This is a genomic window from Cystobacter fuscus, from assembly GCF_002305875.1.
GTDB classification, from domain to species: domain Bacteria; phylum Myxococcota; class Myxococcia; order Myxococcales; family Myxococcaceae; genus Cystobacter; species Cystobacter fuscus_A.
Genome location: NZ_CP022098.1, coordinates 2,205,757 through 2,222,442 on the forward strand (window position 1 = coordinate 2,205,757; position 16,686 = coordinate 2,222,442).

16 protein-coding genes are annotated in these 16,686 nt (G+C 70.5%); 2 read left to right on the forward strand and 14 right to left on the reverse strand.

Annotation, left to right across the window (positions count from 1 at the left end):
- Nucleotides 1-60: 60 nt before the first annotated feature.
- The 6 genes from CYFUS_RS09230 to CYFUS_RS09255 form a co-directional block, all read right to left on the reverse strand.
- Nucleotides 61-2,277 carry a xanthine dehydrogenase family protein molybdopterin-binding subunit gene (locus tag CYFUS_RS09230; RefSeq protein ID WP_095984887.1) on the reverse strand — a complete coding sequence of 739 codons (2,217 nt, stop codon included), beginning with the start codon at nucleotides 2,275-2,277 and terminating at the stop codon, nucleotides 61-63.
- Nucleotides 2,274-3,260: an FAD binding domain-containing protein gene (locus CYFUS_RS09235; RefSeq protein ID WP_095984888.1), complete on the reverse strand. Its 987-nt coding sequence runs from the start codon at nucleotides 3,258-3,260 to the stop codon at nucleotides 2,274-2,276. The genes CYFUS_RS09230 and CYFUS_RS09235 overlap by 4 nt, the downstream gene beginning before the upstream one ends.
- 16 nt (nucleotides 3,261-3,276) lie before the next feature.
- Nucleotides 3,277-3,957, reverse strand: coding sequence for a (2Fe-2S)-binding protein (locus tag CYFUS_RS09240; RefSeq protein WP_095984889.1), 681 nt, complete (start codon nucleotides 3,955-3,957; stop codon nucleotides 3,277-3,279).
- Nucleotides 3,958-4,017: 60 nt separating this feature from the next.
- Nucleotides 4,018-5,283, reverse strand: a complete 1,266-nt coding sequence (locus CYFUS_RS09245; protein ID WP_232537463.1) for an MFS transporter — start codon at nucleotides 5,281-5,283, stop codon at nucleotides 4,018-4,020.
- 114 nt (nucleotides 5,284-5,397) lie between these two features.
- Nucleotides 5,398-7,539 carry a glycoside hydrolase family 44 protein gene (locus tag CYFUS_RS09250; protein WP_232537464.1) on the reverse strand — a complete coding sequence of 714 codons (2,142 nt, stop codon included), beginning with the start codon at nucleotides 7,537-7,539 and terminating at the stop codon, nucleotides 5,398-5,400.
- Nucleotides 7,540-7,855: 316 nt separating this feature from the next.
- A complete protein-coding gene (locus tag CYFUS_RS09255) occupies nucleotides 7,856-8,479 on the reverse strand; it encodes a tRNA-(ms[2]io[6]A)-hydroxylase (RefSeq protein WP_095984890.1) in 624 nt (207 codons plus the stop codon).
- 126 nt (nucleotides 8,480-8,605) lie between these two features.
- Here CYFUS_RS09255 and CYFUS_RS09260 point away from each other — a divergent pair, with 126 nt between their 5' ends.
- Nucleotides 8,606-9,127, forward strand: a complete 522-nt coding sequence (locus CYFUS_RS09260) for a SixA phosphatase family protein (RefSeq protein WP_095984891.1) — start codon at nucleotides 8,606-8,608, stop codon at nucleotides 9,125-9,127.
- Between the two features lie 18 nt (nucleotides 9,128-9,145).
- Here CYFUS_RS09260 and CYFUS_RS09265 read toward each other — a convergent pair whose 3' ends face one another.
- From CYFUS_RS09265 to gluQRS, 4 genes are all read right to left on the reverse strand, one after another.
- Nucleotides 9,146-9,670, reverse strand: coding sequence for a DUF2267 domain-containing protein (locus tag CYFUS_RS09265; protein ID WP_095984892.1), 525 nt, complete (start codon nucleotides 9,668-9,670; stop codon nucleotides 9,146-9,148).
- Between the two features lie 218 nt (nucleotides 9,671-9,888).
- A complete protein-coding gene (locus CYFUS_RS09270) occupies nucleotides 9,889-10,452 on the reverse strand; it encodes an imm11 family protein (protein ID WP_232537465.1) in 564 nt (187 codons plus the stop codon).
- Between the two features lie 72 nt (nucleotides 10,453-10,524).
- The gene (locus CYFUS_RS09275) at nucleotides 10,525-11,361 is read right to left on the reverse strand and encodes a GNAT family N-acetyltransferase (RefSeq protein ID WP_095991895.1); all 837 of its coding nucleotides are present in this window, start codon (nucleotides 11,359-11,361) and stop codon (nucleotides 10,525-10,527) included.
- Between the two features lie 96 nt (nucleotides 11,362-11,457).
- Nucleotides 11,458-12,402 carry a tRNA glutamyl-Q(34) synthetase GluQRS gene (gluQRS, locus tag CYFUS_RS09280; protein ID WP_095984893.1) on the reverse strand — a complete coding sequence of 315 codons (945 nt, stop codon included), beginning with the start codon at nucleotides 12,400-12,402 and terminating at the stop codon, nucleotides 11,458-11,460.
- 143 nt (nucleotides 12,403-12,545) lie between these two features.
- Between gluQRS and CYFUS_RS09285 the strand changes: the two genes are divergently transcribed.
- The gene (locus tag CYFUS_RS09285) at nucleotides 12,546-13,433 is read left to right on the forward strand and encodes a metallophosphoesterase family protein (RefSeq protein WP_095984894.1); all 888 of its coding nucleotides are present in this window, start codon (nucleotides 12,546-12,548) and stop codon (nucleotides 13,431-13,433) included.
- On the opposite strand, the gene CYFUS_RS09290 is transcribed toward CYFUS_RS09285, so the two are convergent.
- The 4 genes from CYFUS_RS09290 to CYFUS_RS09305 form a co-directional block, all read right to left on the reverse strand.
- Nucleotides 13,424-13,801 (reverse strand): hypothetical protein, encoded by a 378-nt coding sequence (locus CYFUS_RS09290; RefSeq protein WP_095984895.1) that lies wholly within the window; start codon nucleotides 13,799-13,801, stop codon nucleotides 13,424-13,426. The genes CYFUS_RS09285 and CYFUS_RS09290 overlap by 10 nt on opposite strands.
- A 186-nt stretch (nucleotides 13,802-13,987) precedes the next feature.
- Nucleotides 13,988-15,193: an NAD(P)/FAD-dependent oxidoreductase gene (locus CYFUS_RS09295; protein ID WP_095984896.1), complete on the reverse strand. Its 1,206-nt coding sequence runs from the start codon at nucleotides 15,191-15,193 to the stop codon at nucleotides 13,988-13,990.
- 53 nt (nucleotides 15,194-15,246) lie between these two features.
- The gene (locus CYFUS_RS09300; RefSeq protein ID WP_198316516.1) at nucleotides 15,247-16,155 is read right to left on the reverse strand and encodes a CheR family methyltransferase; all 909 of its coding nucleotides are present in this window, start codon (nucleotides 16,153-16,155) and stop codon (nucleotides 15,247-15,249) included.
- The gene (locus tag CYFUS_RS09305) at nucleotides 16,152-16,682 is read right to left on the reverse strand and encodes a chemotaxis protein CheW (RefSeq protein ID WP_232537466.1); all 531 of its coding nucleotides are present in this window, start codon (nucleotides 16,680-16,682) and stop codon (nucleotides 16,152-16,154) included. Before CYFUS_RS09305 ends, CYFUS_RS09300 begins: the two co-directional genes overlap by 4 nt.
- Nucleotides 16,683-16,686 lie beyond the last annotated feature (4 nt).

Here is a 16,686-nt window from a genome sequence, read left to right on the forward strand (position 1 = left end):
GCCAGTACTGGAAGGCTGGGGGAGGGGGGCGGAACGCGGGAGGCGTTCCGCCCGACCTCCTTAGAGCAGCTTGTCCAGGGTGATGGGCAGCTCGCGGATGCGCTTGCCGGTGGCGTGGAAGACGGCGTTGGCCACGGCGGCGGCGACGCCCGTGGTGGCGATCTCACCAATGCCCTTGATGCCCAGGGGATTGACGAACTTGTCCTCCTCCTCGATGAACTGCACGTCGATGTTGGGCACGTCGGCGTGCACGGGGACGTGGTAGTCGGCCAGGTCCGCCGTCATCACCCGCCCGTTGCGGGGGTCGCGCAGGGTCTCCTCGGTGAGCGCCATGCCCAGGCCGAAGATGACGCCGCCGCTGATCTGGCTGCGCGCCGTCTTGGCGTTGAGGATGCGGCCGGCGGCCATGGTGGAGACGATGCGGCTGACGCGGGCGGTGCCCAGCGCCTCGTCCACGCGCACCTCGATGAAGTGGGCACCGAAGGCGTGGCTGCTGTACTTCTTCTCCTCCTCCTTGGGAGCCGCCTCGCCCTTGCCCTCCACGTGGGGCAACTGCTGGCGCGTGAGGAGCTGCGCGTACGTCTCGCCCTTGGACTTGTCCTTGCGCGAGAAGAGCCGACCGTCCTCGGTGAGGACGTCCTTCTCCGCCAGGCCGTGCAGGGGCGAGGCCTTGTCCGCCACGGCGAGCTTCACCAGCTGCTCACGCACCGAGGCGGCCGCGCCCTGGACGGCGGGCGAGGCGGTGGCGGTGCTCATGGAGCCGCCCGCGAGGGGGCCGAGCGGCAGGATGCTGTCGCCCATCTCCATGCGGACCTTCTGGTGGGACATGCCGAGCGCGTCGGCGGCCACCTGGGTGAGCACGGTGTAGGCGCCGGTGCCCAGGTCCGAGCCGCCGCACTGCACCACCGCGGTGCCGTCCGGGAGCACGCGCGCCAGGGCGGCGGCCTGGCCGCGCATGGCGGGGAAGGTGGCGGTGGCCATGCCCCAGCCGATGAGCTTGTCGCCCTCGCGCAGGGAGCGCGGCGCGAGCGGCCGCTTCTTCCAGCCGAAGCGCTCGGCACCCACGCGGTAGCACTCCAGCAGGGACTTGCTGGACCAGGGGCGGCCGTGCTCCGGGTCCTTGTCCGCGTGGTTGATGCGGCGCAGCTCCAGCGGATCCATCTTGAGCTGGTGCGCCAACTCGTCCAGGGCGCTCTCCAGCGCGAAGGTACCGGGGGCCTCGCCCGGGGCGCGCATGAAGGTGGGTGTGGACGTGCTCAGCCGCACCACCTGCTGGGAGGTGGTCACGTTGGGGCACGCGTAGAGCATGCCGCTCACGGCGGTGAACGTCTCGGCGAAGGAGTCCTGCTCGGACAGCTCCGAGAAGCCCGTGTGCCGCAGGGCGGTGAGCTGGCCCTTGGGGCTGGCCGCCAGCTCCACCTTCTGCACCGTCGTGGGCCGGTAGCCCACCAGGGAGCCCACCTGCTGACGCGTGAGCACGACCTTCACCGGACGGCCCACTTCCTTCGCCGCGAGGATGCTCAGCACGACGTGGGACCAGGGCAGTGCCTTGCACCCGAAGCCTCCGCCCACGAAGGGCGAGCGCACGCGGATGTTCTCCTGCGGCATGGCCAGCAGCATGGAGAGGAACTGCCGCATGAAGTGCACGCCCTGGTTGGCGTCGTACAGGGTGAGGTGCTGGGCGTCGTCCCACACCGCGACGGTGGCGTGGGGCTCCATCGGGTGGTGCGTCTCGGCGGGGGTGACGTAGGTGGCTTCCACGTGCACCGGGCCGGCCTTGAGCCCGGCCTCCACGTCGCCGCGCGTGTGCCCGGGCGGGGGGCCGCCGAAGATGCCCGGGGCGGGCTGCGCGTTGGCCCGCGCCTTCTCCAGGTCGAGGATGGCGGGCTTCTCCACGTAGGTGGTCTGCACGAGCGAGGCGGCGTACGTGGCGCGCTCGAACGTGTCGGCCACGACCAGCGCGATGGGCTGGCCGTTGTAGAGCACCTCGCTGTCCTGCATGACGGCGAGCTTGGGCAGCATGGGGATGGCGCTGTACTGCGCCAGCCCCCCGGGCTTGGGCATGTTGCGGGGGGTGAGCACCTTGAGCACGCCCGGGGCCTTCTCCGCCTCGGCCGTCTGCATGCGCAGCACGCTGCCGCGCGGCACCGTGCTCTGCACGATGGCGGCGTAGACCATGCCTTCCGGGTGGTTCTCTGCGGCGTAGGTGGCCTTGCCGGTGACCTTGAGCCTGCCGTCCACCCGGTCCACGGGGTTGCCAATCAGCTTGCCGTTCATGAGCGACCTCCCAACACTGTCAGGGCACGCACGACGAGCCGCCGCGCCAGTTCGACCTTGAAACCGTTGTGCTCGCGCGGCTGGGCGCCCTCGAGCGCCGCCGCGGCCGCCGCCTGGAACACCTCGGGCGAGGGGGCCTGACCGACGAGCTTCGCCTCGGCGGCGGGCACGCGCCAGGGCTTGGTGCCCACGCCTCCGAGCGCGAGCCGGGCCTGCTCGATGCGGCCGTTCTTCACCTCCAGCGCCGCGGCCACCGAGGCCAGGGCGAAGGCGTACGAAGCGCGGTCACGCACCTTGATGTAGAGCGACTGCTTCGCGGCGGGCAGCGCGGGCACGTCCACCGAGAGAATCAGCTCCCCGTGCTCGAGCACCGTCTCGCGCTGGGGCGTGGTGCCGGGCAGGAGGTGGAAGTCGGTGAAGGGGATGGAGCGCTCGCCCTTGTCGCCCTTCACGCGCACGGTGGCGCCCAGGGCCGCGAGCGCCACGGCCATGTCCGAGGGGTGGGTGGCGATGCACGCCTCGCTGACACCCAGCACCGCATGGCCGCGGTTGATGCCCTCGAGCGCCGAGCAGCCCGTGCCGGGCTCGCGCTTGTTGCAGCGGGTGGAGGTGTCGCGGAAGTACGAACAGCGGGTGCGCTGCATGACGTTGCCGCCCACCGTGGCCATGTTGCGCAACTGCGCCGAGGCGCCCGCGAGCAGGGCCTGGGACAGCAGCGGGTAGCGCTCCTTGACGAGCGGATGGAAGGCCACGTCGCTGTTGCGCGCGAGCGCGCCCAGCCGCAGGCCTCCATCGGGCAGCTCCTCCACCTGGGCGAGCGGCAGCTTGCGCACGTCCACGAGGACGGCGGGCTTCTCCACGCCCAACTTCATCAAGTCCAGCAGGGTCGTTCCGCCCGCGAGGAAGGTGGCCTCGGGGGTGCGACGCACCCGCTCCGCGCCGGAGCTCAGCTCCTGCGCCTGCTCATATTGAAAGGGATTCATGCGCGAGACCTGGAGGCTACTGTTTGGCGTTCTGCCGCACCTGCTGGATGGCGGCGATGATGTTGGGGTAGGCGCTGCACCGGCAGATGTTTCCGCTCATCGCCTCGCGCACGTCGTCGTCCGCGGGCCCGCAGGGCTCGGACATGAGGCCCACGGCGCTCATGATCTGTCCCGGCGTGCAGTAGCCGCACTGCAGCGCGTCACAGGTGAGGAAGGCCTCCTGCATCGGGTGCAGCTTGTCGCCCTCGGCCAGGCCCTCCACGGTGCGCACCTCGGCGCCCTGGTTCATGACGGCGAGCGACAGACAGCTCAGCTCGCGCCGGCCGTTCACCAGCACCGTGCACGCGCCGCACTGGCCGTGGTCACAGCCCTTCTTGGTGCCGGTCATGTCCAGGCGCTCACGCAGCGCGTCCAGCAGGCTGGTGCGCGTGTCCACCTTCACCGTCCGGGGCTGGCCGTTGAGGGTGAACGACACGTCCACGTCACCGGTGGCCGGGGGCGAGGAAGGAGTACCGGGAGGGGTGGGGGTGTCGGGGGTGGACGGGGTATGGCTGCAACCGTCCAACAACAGGGCTCCGCCGACGGTCACGGTAGCGGTGGCGATGAACTCCCGGCGGGTGGCGCCCTCCGTGCTCTCGGAGGTGGGGGTCTCCGGACGTGTGGAAGCGTCCGGAGAGGTGTTCTTCGGGTCCGTCATTGCTGCTCCATTTCGGAAGACAACGGCCCGCACGCTAACGCGAAGAACGCGCGCGCGCCCCTACTTCTCTTGGACCGCGGAGCGCGTCATGACATGGCGTGAAGTGGCCGTGGATGCGCGGTCCGTCAAGCCGGAAAGGATCTCGTGGAGCACCGTCAGCAGCACCACGCATCCGAGGATCTGCCACCCGATGACCCAGAGGCCGAAGCGCGCCCCGAGCAGGCCCGCGAGACTCGGCAGGACGGCGATCCCCAGCGTCGCGGCGCTTACCTGGAAGCCCACCGCGTGAGCAGCCGCGTCCTGGCCCACCCTTCGGGGGGTCTCGGACATGAGGGCTGGAAAAATGGAGGAGATCGAGAATCCCAGCAGGCCCAACCCGAGCGCGGGAGGCAGTGAGGGAAGGGCGAAGAGGAGCGCGCCCACGACGGCCAGCGCGGTGCTCAGCCGCAGCAGCCGCACGGGGCCGATGCGCTCGATGACGAAGCCGAGCGAGATGCGTCCGGCGAGCAGGCATCCCCAGAAGATGCTGACCCAGGTGCCCGCCTCCGCCGTGCCCAGGCCGCGCTCCTCGGTGAGGATCGTGTAGCTCCACTGGCCCGCGCTGACCTCGATGCCCGTGTAGACGAAGAAGATGAGGATTTGCAACCACACCGCGGGGCGGCGCAGGGCCTCGAGGGCTCCCACCGTGGGCGTCACGTCACCCGCCCCGCCCGACTCGTTGGAGGTGGAGGCGGAGCCCCCGGGGGCTCCGTCCCATTGCCGGCGCATCAGCACGAAGGACAGCGCGAGGGTGCCCAGCAGCGCGGCGATGACGGCATAGCCCGCGCGCCACCCCGCGTCGCGCGCGAGCAGCGCCGTGGTGAGCACGGGACCCAGGGCCGCGCCGGTGCTGTAGGCCGCGTGCAGCCAGTTCATGTGGCGCGCGCCGAAGTGCTGGGCGGCGTAGGTGTTGAGCCCGGCGTCGATGGCGCCCGAGCCGAAGCCGATGACACCAGAGGCCATCAGGAACAGGGGGAAGTAGGGAAGGGTGGCGTAGCCGGTGATGCCGAGCGTGACGAGCACGGTGCTGGCCACCAGCAGCAGGCCGACCCCGAGCGCGCGCATGAGCCGGCCCACGAGCAGGCCCGAGACGAAGTAGGAGGCCGCCCCCGTGGCGAGGATGATGCCCATGCCCGCCTGGGGCAGCTCGAAGGTGTGGCGGATGGAGGGCCAGGAGACGCCGAGCACGGCGTCGGGCAGCCCGAGGCTCACGAAGGCCAGGTACGCGAGCGCGAGGAGGAGCGGGCGGGGAGGAGCGGGCGGATAGGACGTGGTCGGGGCACTCATGGGCGGCGCGATGTATACGCGCCCTGGAATCGCCGTCCCAGACCCGTTCACCGGTGGGGCGCGGGACCCGGGGGAATAATGATGAACAGGGTGACACTCTGGCGTCGCGTCGGGTCAGGGAATCCTCTCACCATCGATGTTCGACGGAGCGGACCGGAGCGCGCCAGCGAAGGCGGTGACCCGGTAGTAGTACTTGCCCGGGGCCACCCGCGAGTCCACGAACGTCCTGGTGTTGGCGCCCACCCGGGCGATCTGCTGGAAGGTGATGGGCGAGGTCTGGAGGCCGCGCTCGACGATGAAGCCCTCCTCCGTCCGGGAGTTGTCCGTCCAGCGCACCGTCACGTCCGAGCCCGCGCGTTGGGTGTAGCAGTTGGTCGGAGCCTCCAGGGCGGTGGCGGTCACCTGGATGGGCAGGGAGGCGGTGGCGGTGGCGCCGTTGTTGTCCTTCACGGTGAGCGTGGCGGTGTAGGTGCCCCGTTGCGTATAGGTATGACTCACCGTGATGCCGGTGGCATGCTGTCCGTCCCCGAAGTCCCAGGCATACGTGACGAGGGTGCCATCGGAGTCCGTGGAACCCATGGCGCTGAAGACCATCGTGAGGGGTGGGTTGCCCGAGGTGGGCGTCGCCGTGAGTTTCGCCACCGGAGGCTGGTTGCTGGGGCGTGAGCCCCAGGGGATGACGAACAGGGTGACGCTCTGGCTGGGAACGCGGGTGTGCACGGCGCCCGCCTCCACGGACACATCCCCCAGGCGGGTGATGGTATTGGCGGCCGTGAGTTGCCAGACCTGCGCCATCCTTCCCGGGCGGAAGCCGGACACGTTCAAGGTGAGGGGGGTGGAGCCCGTCAACACCTTGTTGACGACCATGACGGTGAGGGCGCCATCGCTCGTGCGCTGGGCGGCGAACGCGGACAGGTGGTCCGGCTCGGGCACGGAGCTGGCCACGCTCACGTCCCCGAAGGTGGACTTGCGCCCGTCGTAGTTGCGGTAGAGCTTCATCGCCTTGTAGGTGGGCGTGGTCGCGGCCGGCGTCTCCCAGCGGGTGGCGTAGTCCAGCCCCTCGCGGCCGAAGATGCCGAGGATGTCTGCCTGGGTGGTGGCGCCATTGATGTGCGCCTCCGCGCCCCAGTTGTACTCGGTGAGGCCCACCTGGGTGCCCGGGTACCAGGTGCGCACCCAGTCCTTCAGGCGGGGCACCAGCATGACCGTGTCGTTGATCCACGTCTCGTCGACGTAGTCCGGATCCCACAACGAGCGCGTGGAGCGGTTGCGCCGCAGCTGCATCGCCTGGGAGGTGTTGCCGCTGAACTCACCGCCCTGGGGGTAGTAGTGGACGGTGAAGACGTCCAGCAGCCGCCGGCCCGTGGTGCGCTCGTGGGTGCGTAGCTGGTTGAGCAGCCAGGGCAGGTAGTCCCAGCCTCCGTTGGCCTCCCGGTCCGGGTAGCGGGTGTAGTCCGTCTGGGGCGCGTATTGATGGTCATAGCCGCTGTAGAAGTAGCCGCTCCAGCCCCACTCCTCGGGGCCGAGGATGAGCGCGTCCGGCTCCGCGTCCTTCACCGCGGCGGCGTGCGCGAGGAACTTGTCGCGCAGCTCCCGCATGGTGGCACCCGTGGGCCGCACGTCCCGGTGCGTCTGGTGCCAGAGGCTCGGCTCGTTATCCATGATGTAGTGGCGCACGCCCCCGCGCGCGGCCGTGCCCCAGGTCCGGCGCAGGTGCTCCACCCAGCCCTTCTGGAAGCGCGCGTCCACCGGCACGTTGGCGTCCCGGGGATCGTTGGCCACGTCCTTCCCCGAGACGTGCACCCCATCGCCGGCGTCCGGGTAGTACGGATCCCTGTCCTGCTGCGCGCCATACCTGGCGATGGAATAGCTGCACGTCCTGGAGCGATCCGGTCCCAGGTTCGCCACCCAGCCGAGGATGGGAATGGTGACGAGGGGCTCGGCGTCCGCCTCCCGGGTGTTCTGGATGAAGGCATCCACCTGGCCACCCGGTTGCTCGCTCGGATAGGGCAGGCTCTCGAAGAAGTAGTCGTTGGCGCGGTTGGCGGCGTTCAATCGCCAGTTGTAACGGCTGGTGGCGTTGCCTCCCCAGCGGTTGAGGGGGGCGTTGAGATCATCCAACTGCGCCCGGGAGGCATAGGCGACGCCATAGATGAAGGGGTTGATGGGATGCCGCCCGGCGCTCACGTCGATGTCCACCGTCGTGGCTGGATTCTGGGCCAGCGCCGACGAGGCCATTCCGACGAGCAGGCCCACGAGCCAGATGCTTCCACTTCCCCTCGCCCTTCCCGCTCCGGTCCCGTTGCGTTGCCGACGCCCTTGCATGCGTTCGCCCCTCCCCGCCGCTCGCGGACCCACCCCTGCGCCTGACTGCGGGGGCGAACCTGAACACGCGCGGATTGCACAGCAACCTGGATCCGAACGGAACTCCACGGACCCGGAAACTCATCTCGTCGCGAGGGGAGGCTGGGATGCCTGGGATTGAGCGGACCGCGCCCGCCCTGGTGGATGCAAGGCATTGATCTCGCCCCGCGAGGAGGGGCGGGCTCACCCCGGAGGGGTGTTTGTCCGCTCAGTGGATGGCGGCGCGCACCCCGATGCGCTGGAGCACTTCGGCCTCGAGGACGAGCAGCTCCTCCAGGCGGGCGCGCACCGGCGCCTCGTCACCACCCGCCGCCGTGACGGCCAGGCGGTAGAAGAGCGACTGGTGGCCATCCTCGGACTGGGCGAGCTCCGCGTAGAAGCGGCGCAGCGACTCCTCCTCGAGTCCCTCGGCGAGCAGCGACAGGCGCTCGCAGGAGCGGGCCTCGATGACGGCGGCCACGAGCAGCCGGTCCACCTTGCGGCCCTCGTGCGAGGTGCGCACGGCCTTCTGCAGGCCCTGGGCGTAGGGGTCTCCCGCGTCCCGGTTCAAGGTCAGGCCGCGAGCGGCCATCAGCTCCAGCACCCGGGCCAGGTGCGCGCTCTCCTCGCGCGCCAGCCGCGCCATCTGCGCGGGCAGGCCCGGCAGATCCGGGTACACCTGGATCATCGAGAGCGCGTTGGCCGCGGCCTTCTTCTCGCAGTGGGCATGGTCCACCAGCACCTCGTCGAAGCGCTCGAGCGCGAGAGGCAGCCAGCGCGGATCACTGGGCGCCCGGAGGATGACGGGGCCCTCACCCGAGAGGGGACGACGGTCAGGCGTGGGACGGGACATGGGCGCGGACTCTACCGTTCGCCGGAGGCGGGGTTCCACCGTCACGATCGTGTCGCGCCGCTGGGAGTCCTGACGCGGGAACGTTGCTTGTCCCCTGGCCTCCGGGGCTTTAGGGACACTCCCGCCATGTCTTCCCACCAGATGCCCCTGATGTTCGTCCGCCACGCCGAGGCCGAGGGTGACCACCGCCTGGGTGACGAGAGCCGTCCCCTGACGCTCGAGGGCAGGGCCACCTTCCGTGCGCACGCGCGCAAGCTCGCACGCCTCACGCCCATGGTGGGCATCGCCACGAGCCCCCTGGTGCGCGCCATCCAGACCGCGGAGATCCTCGCCGAGGCCTTCGGGCTCGCGCACGTGGAGGTCCTCCCCGAGCTGCGGCCCCGTCCCCAGGCGCCCAAGCGCATCCTCCACATGGCACGCGAGCTGGGCCCGGGCTGGATGCTCGTGGGGCACAATCCCTCGCTCGCCGTCGCGGGTGCGCGCGCCCTGGAGCAGGAGGAGCTGCCCGGCAAGCTGCGCAAGGGGGCCGTGCTGGCGCTCCACCCCCAGGGCAAGCACTTCTCGCTGGCGTGGATGGCGACCCCGGGCCGCTCCCTCTTCCGGCCCGATGCTCCCCCACGAGGTCGCGCCTCGGGAGGGCATGATTGACCGCGTGCTCGACGCACCTCAGATGGTGAGGTGCCACAGCTCGCGCAGATCGGAGGGGAGCTGGCCGATGACGTCGTCGATCTCCCCCTCGGAGACCTGATCCCTCAAGGCGGTGAAGACGGCGCGGATCCTCCGCTCCGCCACGAGGGGCTCCACCTCCAGGTCCTGCGACACCATCTGGATGAAGCCGTCCCTGCCGAACTTGCTGGCGGGCTTGCCCGCGTGCCGCTCGCAGCGGACCAGCAGATCCTGAAGCTTGCCGGGGAGCTGGGCTTCCAGGTGGGCCGGCTCCCCGCCGAAGAGCCGCTGTTCCAGGACGCAGAGCACCGAGATCGCGGCACGCTCCGCGTCTTCCTCGTTCATCGAGCCGATGGCCATGAGGTTGCGCAGGAAGGCCTTGTAGCTCTGGTTGCGCCTGGTTTCCCGGCGCTGCTCGCGCCGGGCTTGTAGGTCGACCCCCGAGGCGCGTCGCGTGGCATCTGACTCCTCCGTGCGCTGCGACTCTGGGTTGCTGTCCATCCCGTTCTGATTGACGTCCGCCATATGCGCCTCCCTCACAGGTTGAAAGGGTTCTCCCCATCGACCTTGACCATGCGTCGGTCTGGAGTACAGCGGGGGCGGCGCGACGGGATGCGCACCCTGGTTCCTGTGCGGGCCGACCTCCAGGCGCGCTCTGGGTCATCTCCCCGCGTTCTGTTGAGGTGGGGCGAGCAGGTGGATGAGCCCTGTTCGCCCTGGTGTGCGCCCGAGGCGGACAGGCGTCACACCTCGACGAACCGTGTGCCGGTGATGCCCTCCGCCTCCATGGCCTGTTTGAGGACCTCGGAGACGATGAGGGCGACCGGCCAGCCCCAGGGCCGGAAGATGTGGGCCCCTCCTGCTTTTCCGGGGTCGATGCGCAGGCCCGAAACAACCCGGTACTCGCCCACCTTTCCTGGCTGTTCGTCCTCGGGCGTCCAGTACGCCACCCGTCTGCACCGGGCATCGTCGATACACCGGATGAGGCGAAGCGCATTGAGGATGAAGTAGGGCTCAGCATGGCCCTCGACGCGCACGGGAAGGAACTGCACCTCTTGGACATTCAACCGCTCGAAGAGCTGGACGACACGTGCATGGACGACGGGAATGGAAAACGCGGCCCAGCAATAGTCCAGAGCGTGTCCGGGAACATCGAGTGGAAACCGGGGAACGCAGCCCAGCTCGAGCGCCTTCCCCTCCTTGAATTGCCAGGGGTCTATTTCCTGCCCTTGCTCATCCACGGGGCTTCCCAGATGCCACCGTGCTTCGGAGCGCCTGTCGTCCATCAGTTCGAAATACCGGGCCATGTGCGTCATTCCACTGGAAGGCAAGTCCCACTGCCTGCCTTTAGGGGACGTGGACCTTCCAGCCGCCCCGCGCTAATCCACCAGCACCACGCGCTGGGTGCGGCCGGCGAGGTAGCCCACCCGGCGGGCGATGCGTGCCAGGGACTCGTCCTTCTCCTCCACGCGCAAGGTCAAGCGCGGCAGCGACGAGAGGAGGAAGCGTGAGATCTGCCCCAGGCACAGCGTGGCGTGGCCCTTCTTGCGCTGCGACGGCAGCGTGTAGAGGTTCTCCAGCTCCGCGCCGTATTGCGAGCGGCTGCCGATGTCCACCTTGAACACCAGCTCGCCGTTCTCCTCCAGCACGTAGGTGCGCCGCGCCCGCACGCGCTGCGCCACCCGCGCCTCGAAGTGGGGATCCTCCGCGAGCGCGTCCCGATCGTGCAGCTCCTGGATGGCCCCCGCCGCCAGCGGCAACAGGCGCGGCAGATCCTCCTCGCGCGCCAGCCGCAGCAGCGGGTTGGTGAAGGGGCCCAGGTCATCCGCCGAGACGGAGAAGAGCCGGTATGTGCGTGACAGCTTCGGCCGGCCCACGCACAGGCTGCGCACCAGCGCGTCCACCGCGGGCTTCTCTCCCACCGCGCCCCGGAGCCGCACGCGATCCGCCAGCGCGTCCGCGATCATCCCCGTGGCCGTGCCGTCGCTCGCCGAGGGCACCAGCAGCCCTCCCGCGCCACCCACGAACACGGCCGCGGTGAGCGTCTGCCCATCGAAGCGCCCCCAATAGGAGAAGCCGCCCTGGCCCTCGGCCGAGGTGAGGCCGAACTCCTCCAGCAGCCCCAGCAGGTAGAGGTTGTGGGCCGGATCCCGGGCGAGCAGCGCCCGCAGCGCTTCGGCGTCCCGGGCAGCTAGCTGTTGAACGGTCACGGACATGTGGCGTGCGAGGAAGTACACCATACCGCCCCGCCAGGGTTTTCAAGAGCATCCCGCTTCACGGGATCCCGCGCGGAGTGTAGCAGGTGGAAATTTTCAGCCCAACCCCAGGGCCTCCTTCAAGAGCGTTTCGTGCGCCACCACCGGAGTCCGGGGCAGCAACTCGGGGCGGAAGCGGTGGATGAGCTCCTCGCGCGTCATGGGCGAGCCATCTCCCAGCCCGCTCCAGGCCGCGAGCAGCCCCAGCACCCGCTCGACGGCGATGCCGCGCTCGCGCAGCTCGGCCACCGCGAAGGCGCCCTCGCGCTTGGCCAGTCGTTTGCCGTCCTCGCCCAGCACCAGGGGCACGTGCCAGAAGCGGGGAGGTGTCACGCCCAGGGCCTCGTAGAGCTGGAGCTGCCGGGGCGTGGAGGACAGCAGATCATCGCCGCGCAGCACGTCGGTGATGCCGCTCGCCGCGTCGTCCACCACCACGGCGAGCTGGTAGCTCGCCACGCCATCATTGCGGCGCACCACGAAGTCCCCCACCGCCGCGGCCACGTCCTGGCAGTAGCGGCCGTGCAGCCCGTCCTCGAAGCACCACTCCTCGGGAATGGCCTGGAAGCGCCAGGCCGGAGGGCGCGTGGCGGCCCGGGCCGCGCGGGCCTCGGGTGTCAGGGTCGCGCACGTGCCCGGGTAGCGGGGGCCCTCCTCTCCCAGGCCATGGGGGGCGCTCGCCGCACGGGCGATCTCCGCGCGCGTGCAGAAGCACGGGTAGACCCGGCCCGCCCGCTCCAGCGTCTCCAGGGCCGCCTGGTACACCTCCCCGCGCTCGCTCTGCACCAGGGGCGGCTCGTCCCAGTCCAGGCCTAGCCACGTGAGGTCTCGATACAGGTCGTCCAGGAATGCGGGCCGGCAGCGCGCCCGGTCCAGGTCCTCGATGCGCAAGAGGAAGCGGCCTCCCGCCGCGCGGGCCTGGAGCCAGCCGAGCAGCGCGCTGCGGGCATTGCCAAGGTGGATGCGCCCGGTGGGGCTGGGCGCGAAGCGTCCGCGAAGGCTCATGACGTGGCGGCCAGACTAGCTTGGCCTCCCCGGGAGGCGTGCGCAGTTTTCACCCGCCGTGCCCCTCGGATGGGGGAGCATGCGTCTTCTCGGCGGGCGAGCATGCGTGCCCGTGCCACCCGGTGTGCCCTGGATGGAACCCGATGCGCTTTCTTCACTGCTCCGATGTCCACATGACGGCCGACTACCCGTCGCTGCCCATGCGCCCCCTGGGCTGGAGGAGGTGGCTCGCCATGTTCGAGCAGACCCTGGGCGGGCGCCGCAAGGCCTACGCGCGGGCGCCCGGGACGCTCGCCACCATCGCGGACGACGCGCGGCGCTGGGGCGTGGATCACTTCATCCTCTCCGGTGACGTCACCCAGTACGCGCTGGAGCCCGAGTTCGTGCTCGCGCGCCAGGCCCTGGGCGAGCTGGCCGAGGACCCGGGCCGGTGCACCATCGTCCCCGGCAACCATGATGTCTTCACGCCGGGCAGCCTCCGCTCGGGCCGCTTCGCGCGGCACTTCGGCCAGCTCCTGCACAGCGATCTGCCCGAGCACCAACGCGAGGGGGCCTTCCCCTTCGTGCGGCTGGTGGGCCGGGACGCCGCGGTGGTGGGGCTCTTGTCCGCGCGGGTTCCGGTGGTCCCCGGGGTCGCCTCCGGTCTCATCGGCGCGCAGCAGTTGGAGGGGCTCGCGGCGGTGGTGGCGGATCCGCGGCTGGAGGGCCGGGCGCTGTTGGTGGTGGTGCACCACGCCCCCTTCACGCCCAGGGGCGGCGCGGATCGTCCCCTGCATCGGCTGCGGGACGCGAAGGCGCTCATCCGTCTGTTACGGGGCCCACGCTTCGCGGTGCTGCACGGCCACATCCATCACCGCTACCACCTGCCGGCCACGGCCGAGCGGCCACATGTCTTCTGCGCGGGCTCGTCCACCCAGGCCGGACGCGAGGGCTACTGGATCATCGAGGTGAACGAAGGCCAGGTGGTGGGCGGGCACCAGCACGTCCCCGGAGGGCCGCACACGCCCGCCGCCGCCGAGGCTCATGCCTGAAGACGAGGTGAGGCGTAGCGCCGCACGAAGTGGATCCACCGGCGCTCATCCACCTCCACCTGCCACTCGGTGTTGGGCGTGAGCGGCAGGCGCTGCTCGAGGAAGGACTCCAGGTGGTCCGCGGCCTTCACCGGCGTGAGGCCCGGCGCGCGGAAGGCGATGCGCAGGAAGACCTCCAGCGAGGGTGTCACCTCGACGACGGCGTAGATGCGCAGCGGCCCGACGCGCCGTTGGTTGTGCACGTCCTGCGCGGGCACCACCGTCACTCCATTCGTCAGGGCCGCCGTCCAGTTGGATGGATCCAGGGCGAACTCCAACAGCTCGACGCTCGCCTCTTCCAGACTCGCATGCTCATGGATGGAAAGCATTCCCCCACCTCCTGTCGTGGCCGTTCGCGATCGAGGATGTGCCCAGCTCCCAGGGGGTGCAAGGGGGCGGGGAGCGCTTCTGGCGGCGAGTTCTCCCGTGCGTCCTCCACACGTCAACCACTCGTCAGTAACGCGGTGCGCGGTGTGGCGGCGCTCGGGGGAATGACTCACAGTGTGTTCTGTCCCTCAACGTCCGAGCGCCACCGACGCGAGGAAGCGCCACGAGAGCCGGGTGGCCTCGCCGCTGATCACGTCGATGAGCTCGTCGCGGGTGCGCTCGTCGCGGCACGCCGTGCGGAAGACGCGATCCAACAGCCGTGGCCGCTCGAAGGCCCACATGAGCCGGCGGTTGAGCCGGAACGCGGTGCGGAAGCGCGTGCGCCAGCGCCGCGCGTAGCCGCCGAGCCCCCGGGCCGACAGGTCTCCCGCGTTCACGGCCTCGGCCACCGCCTCGGCGGCGAAGGCGCCGGACTCCAGGGCGAACTCGATGCCCTCGCCGGTGAGCGGGTTGACGAAGCCGGCCGCGTCCCCCAGCAGCAGCGCCTGATCGAAGGTGGTGTGCCGGGCCGAGGAGCCGAAGGGCAGGTGGTGTCCCTTCGGCCGCCCCAGGCGCCGGCCCCCGGCGAGCTCCGCCGCCACGCGAGGGCTCGCGCAGAAGCGCTCGAGCAGCTCGGGCAGCCGCGCGCCGGACGCGGCGAGATGGTCCGCGCGCATGCCCAGGCCCACGTTGGCCCGGCCTCCGGACAGCGGGAAGATCCACCCATAGGCGGGCAGCAGCGCCTCGTCCCAGAAGAAGCCCAGGCCCCGGGGGTGTGACAGGCGCACGTTCTCGTAATAGGCGCGGATGGCGAAGGCGCACTCGTGCGCGGGGAAGTCCGGGGCCCCGAGCGCGCCGCGGATCACCGAGGGCGAGCCGTCACACCCGAGCACCACGTCGGCGAGCAGCGATTCGCCCTCGAGGCTGCGCAGCCGCAGCACGTCGCCCTCGCGCTCCAGACCCACCACGCGCACGCCCTCGCGCAGGGTGGCGCCGGCCTGGACGGCCCTGTGCGCGAGCCGCTCATCGAGCACCTCCCGGGGGATGATGCTGGCCTTGCCGCCGAAGAGGTGGGCCGGAATGGCGGCGTCCCACACCACGCCGCCCGGGGACACGGCGTGCACCGAGTCCACGGGCGTCCCGTCGGTGCTCGCCAGCGCGCCGAGCCCCAGGCGCTCCAGCATCCACAGCGTCCGCGGCGTGCAGCCATCCCCACACGTCTTGTCGCGGGGAAAATGGCCGCGCTCCAACAGCGTCACCCGGGCGCCCTGCTGCGCGAGGAAGGTGGCGGCCGATGAGCCCGCGGGTCCTGCTCCGACGATGACGACATGGGGGGCGGAGGTACGGCGGGGCATGGCGCGCCCTCTTACTACTACGCCGGCTCCGTTCGCGAGGGACGGATCCCGTCTCACCCTCGCGCGGCGGACACTGCGGCCGGGGAGGCGCGCGGCGCGTAGACGGTGGGCATCACCGCGCGTACGCGCGTGCCCAGGCCCAGCAGGCTCTCGGAGTGGCCGAGGAAGAGCATCCCCTGGGGGTACAGATGGTTGAGCAGCCGCTCCACGGCCCGGGCCCTCGAGGTCGGGTCGAAGTAGATGAGGACGTTGCGGCAGAAGAGCAGGTCGAAGCGCCCCACCACCGCGTTGTCGTCATTCAGGTTCACCCGCTGGAAGCGCACCAGCGCGCGCAGGTTGGCGTCCGCCTTCATCCACGCCTCCTGGCTGCCCACGCCGCGCAGCATGTAGGCGCGCAGGTAGGGCTTGGGAATCTGCACCGCCTTCTCCACCGGCCAGCGCGCCTGCCGGGCCTGCTCGAGGATGCGCGTGGAGAGATCCGTGGCGAGGATGTCGATCTCCCAGCCCTCCTCGGCCGGCAGGTGGTGGCGCAGCACCATGGCGAGGGAGAAGGGCTCCTCGCCCGTCGAGCATCCCGCGCTCCACACCCGCACCCGCCGCCCCTCGCCGCTGCCGGTGTCCCCCTGAGCGCGCCAGCGCGGCAGCACGTCGCGCGCCAGGAAGTCGAAGTGCCGGGGCTCGCGGAAGAAGTGGGTCTCGTGCGTGCACAGCGCGTCCAACAGCCGCACGCGCTCGGCGCTGTCCTCCTCCGCCCGCCGCAGGTAGGTCGCGAAGGAGGGGTTGCCCAGCTCGCGCAACCGGCGCGACAGCCGCCCCACCACCAGCGCCTTCTTCGCGGGCGACAGCCAGATGCCCGCCTCGCGGTAGATGAACTGCTGGATGCCGGTGAACTCCCGCTCGGACAGCGGCGGGGGCTCGGGGGCCACTCCCGCCCCGGACTCCACCCCGAGCATCGGTCTCATGCGACCTTCCCGGTGGTGCGCTCGGTGTCCTCCCCGGGCGGGGCCCGCAGCGCCGTGGCCGACAGCACTTCCTGGCCGCTGAGCACCTTGTCGATGTCCAACAGCAGGATGAACTTGCGCGCCGTGCCGACGCGGCCCATGCCCAGCAGGTAGTCCACGTGCACCGGCGTGCCGAAGGCGGGCGGGGGCGCCACGTCCTCGGGCCCCAGCTCGATGACCTGGCCGATGGCGTCGGCGAGCAGGCCCAGGACGATGTCCTCGTTGCCCTGCCGCACCTCCACCACCACGATGCAACTGCGGCGCGTGAGCTGGATGGACGGCAGGCCCAGCTTCACCGTCAGGTCCACCACCGGCACCACGCTGCCGCGCAGGTTGAACACGCCGCGCACCCACACCGGCGCTCCCGGGACGCGGGTGACGGTGTCGTACTCGATGATCTCCTTCACCCGCAGGATGCCGAGCGCGTACTCCTCTCCGGCGAGGATGAAGCTGAGGTACTGCGTGGCGGCGGAAGTCTCCTCGCTCATGTCA